Annotated in this window: 2 protein-coding genes; one reads left to right on the top strand and one right to left on the bottom strand. The window is 67.2% G+C overall.

The window, feature by feature from the left end; all coding sequences use genetic code 11:
- A partial coding sequence (locus tag ACFC02_RS42310; protein WP_376368316.1) for a transposase occupies positions 1 to 463 on the top strand: 463 nt, incomplete at its 5' end.
- Positions 464 to 1,590: 1,127 nt separating this feature from the next.
- Here ACFC02_RS42310 and ACFC02_RS42305 read toward each other — a convergent pair.
- Positions 1,591 to 2,112 (bottom strand): NUDIX hydrolase, encoded by a 522-nt coding sequence (locus tag ACFC02_RS42305; RefSeq protein ID WP_376368314.1) that lies wholly within the window; start codon positions 2,110 to 2,112, stop codon positions 1,591 to 1,593.
- Positions 2,113 to 2,278 lie beyond the last annotated feature (166 nt).

The raw sequence follows: 2,278 nt of genomic DNA, 5'->3' as shown, positions 1-2,278 counted from the left end.
GTCAGGTCAGCCCGATCGCCTTCGAACAGCGAACGGTTACGCTGACCACTGCCGCATAGCAAACGGTGTCCACGGCTCAGGGGGAAGCCCCGGGAAGATCGGACAGACGCTGCTGACCGCCTGGATCGCCAAGGAAAGTCTGCGCACCCTCCTCGCTCTGGCCCGCACCGGCGCCGACCGCCACCGCATCGGCCAGGCCCGCTACAAGTTCCTCACCTGGTGCGCGGACGCCGACATCCCGGAAGTGCGTACCCTCGCCACCACCGTGGACCGCTGGTGGAACGAGATCGCCGCGTTCATCGACACCGGACACAGCAACGCCAAAAGCGAGGACATCAACCGCGTGATCAAGCTCGTCGCCCGCGCCGCCTTCGGGTTCCGCAACGCTACGAACCAGCGCCTACGCACACGCTGCGTCACCACCCGCCGAGCCCGCGGACACCTCCGCACCGCTCAACTTTGAAGACCCGTCATAGCCCACTGCGGCCGTCCCGGACCAGCGCACACAGCAGAACCGGCATAGCGCGAGGCCACGATCTCCAACCGGTTCGGCGGGCAGGGCCGGCCTCATCGAAGCCGTCATCGAAGAGGTCGTCGCAGCGGCGCGGGCCTCCGGTGCGCTGCGGCCCGAGCTCACGGCGGGCGACCTCCACGCCCTCGTCGTCGACGACGCCCTCGCCCTCAAGCACGGCAAACGGCCTCCCCCGGGACGACTACGACCGCGCCGCACCCACTACCTTCTGGACGGGGTCCGAGCACGCTCGTCCGCGTCTGGCGAGGATACGTAGGGGTCCGCGCACAACCCGCCTCGGCAGGCCGCATCGCGGGCTGCCGCCTCCGCGGACGCGCCGCGGGGACGCCCATCGCGCCGACGCACGACTCGCGGCCGAACCGCCACCCCTCGTCGTCCGTCAGTGCTGGACGTGCACTCCGGCCTCCCGTCGGCAGGACATGCCCGTGAGCATGTTGCCGGTGGCGGCGGTGACGACCGAGTCGAGCCGGTCCCGGGCTTGCAGGAGATCGGTGATGCGCTGGTCGACCTGCTCACGCTCCGTCGCCAGCCGCTTGCGCAGGGCGGGTGTGGCACGACCGTCGATGACGCAGGGCAGGAGTTCGGCGATGGTCTTACGTCAGGTTTTAGCGTAACCGACGCGCACCTCACCAGGGGACTGCCTCCCCGTTCGTCTCCTGGCGCACGAGGACCCGGACAAGAGGAGAACGCCAAAAATGACCGCGAGCCAGATGACCGGCCTCACCGACCCCCCGTCCACCCCGATCGTGTCGGAATTGCGCACGGTGTAACGCACTCCCCCCGGTGAGGCGCACCCGAGACGCACGATCCGGGTTCCCTCGACGGTGACGACCTGGCTGATCTGGTCGGACGGATTGTGCACGGTCGGTGGACTGACGCGGTTCGAACACTTCGAGTTCGGACGGCGGCTGCTCCTGGACGGACTGCGTGCCGTGCGGCGCTGAGCCCAGTGGCGGTGCCGTGGAATCCAAGGTCAGGCGCCGTCCAACGCCGCGAACCACCGTCATCGGCTCCTGCATCTGATGCTCACCCTGAAGCGCAGCGACCAGTATCGCCGATCACCCGGCCGCTGGCTGGCCCGCACCGCTACCGGATCCGGACTCCAGATATCGGCGCAGGGCCTCCCGCCCTCCCGGAACGAAGAGCCATTCATCAGCGACTTCACGAAGTTCGTCGACTGTCATCCAGTCCTGCCAAGCGATCTCACCTGGGTCCGGGACCAAAGGGCCCGTCACGACAGCCTCGTGCACCCCGAACCACACGGGGCCGATCCCCTTCCGGCAAAGGAACTTGAACATGAAACGCACGGGCGCACGAACGCCCAGCTCTTCGGTCAGCTCGCGGACTGCCGCCTGCTCGTACGACTCGCCCACGTTCACGGCACCGCCGACCATCACGTCGTAACAGCCCGGGAACCGGGACAACGTCTCGGCCCGTCGCAGCACCAAGATCCGCCCATCGCGATCACGACAGATCGTCGTTGCAATGCGATGCGGCCACTTCTCACGCACCGCCTCATCTCGGTCGACGACTCCCAACACGCGGTCATGCTCATCGACATGCTCAACCAGTTCACTCACGGAGGCACGATCTCAGAGTGCGGGATGTGGCGTTCCGTCGGTCTTGTCATCGCTCGATGGTGTGACGTTGGGGCATCGCTGCCGGTCAGGAGTTCGGGGTTCGCTTGGGTTGTGGCATGAGCATGCGCAAGTCGTACCCGAGCGATCTCACCGATGAGCAGTGGGA

The sequence above is a fragment of the Streptomyces sp. NPDC056160 genome, assembly GCF_042268205.1.
Classification (GTDB): domain Bacteria; phylum Actinomycetota; class Actinomycetes; order Streptomycetales; family Streptomycetaceae; genus Streptomyces.
Note: the sequence above shows the minus strand (reverse complement) of the source record. Positions and strands in the feature narration are given on the sequence as shown.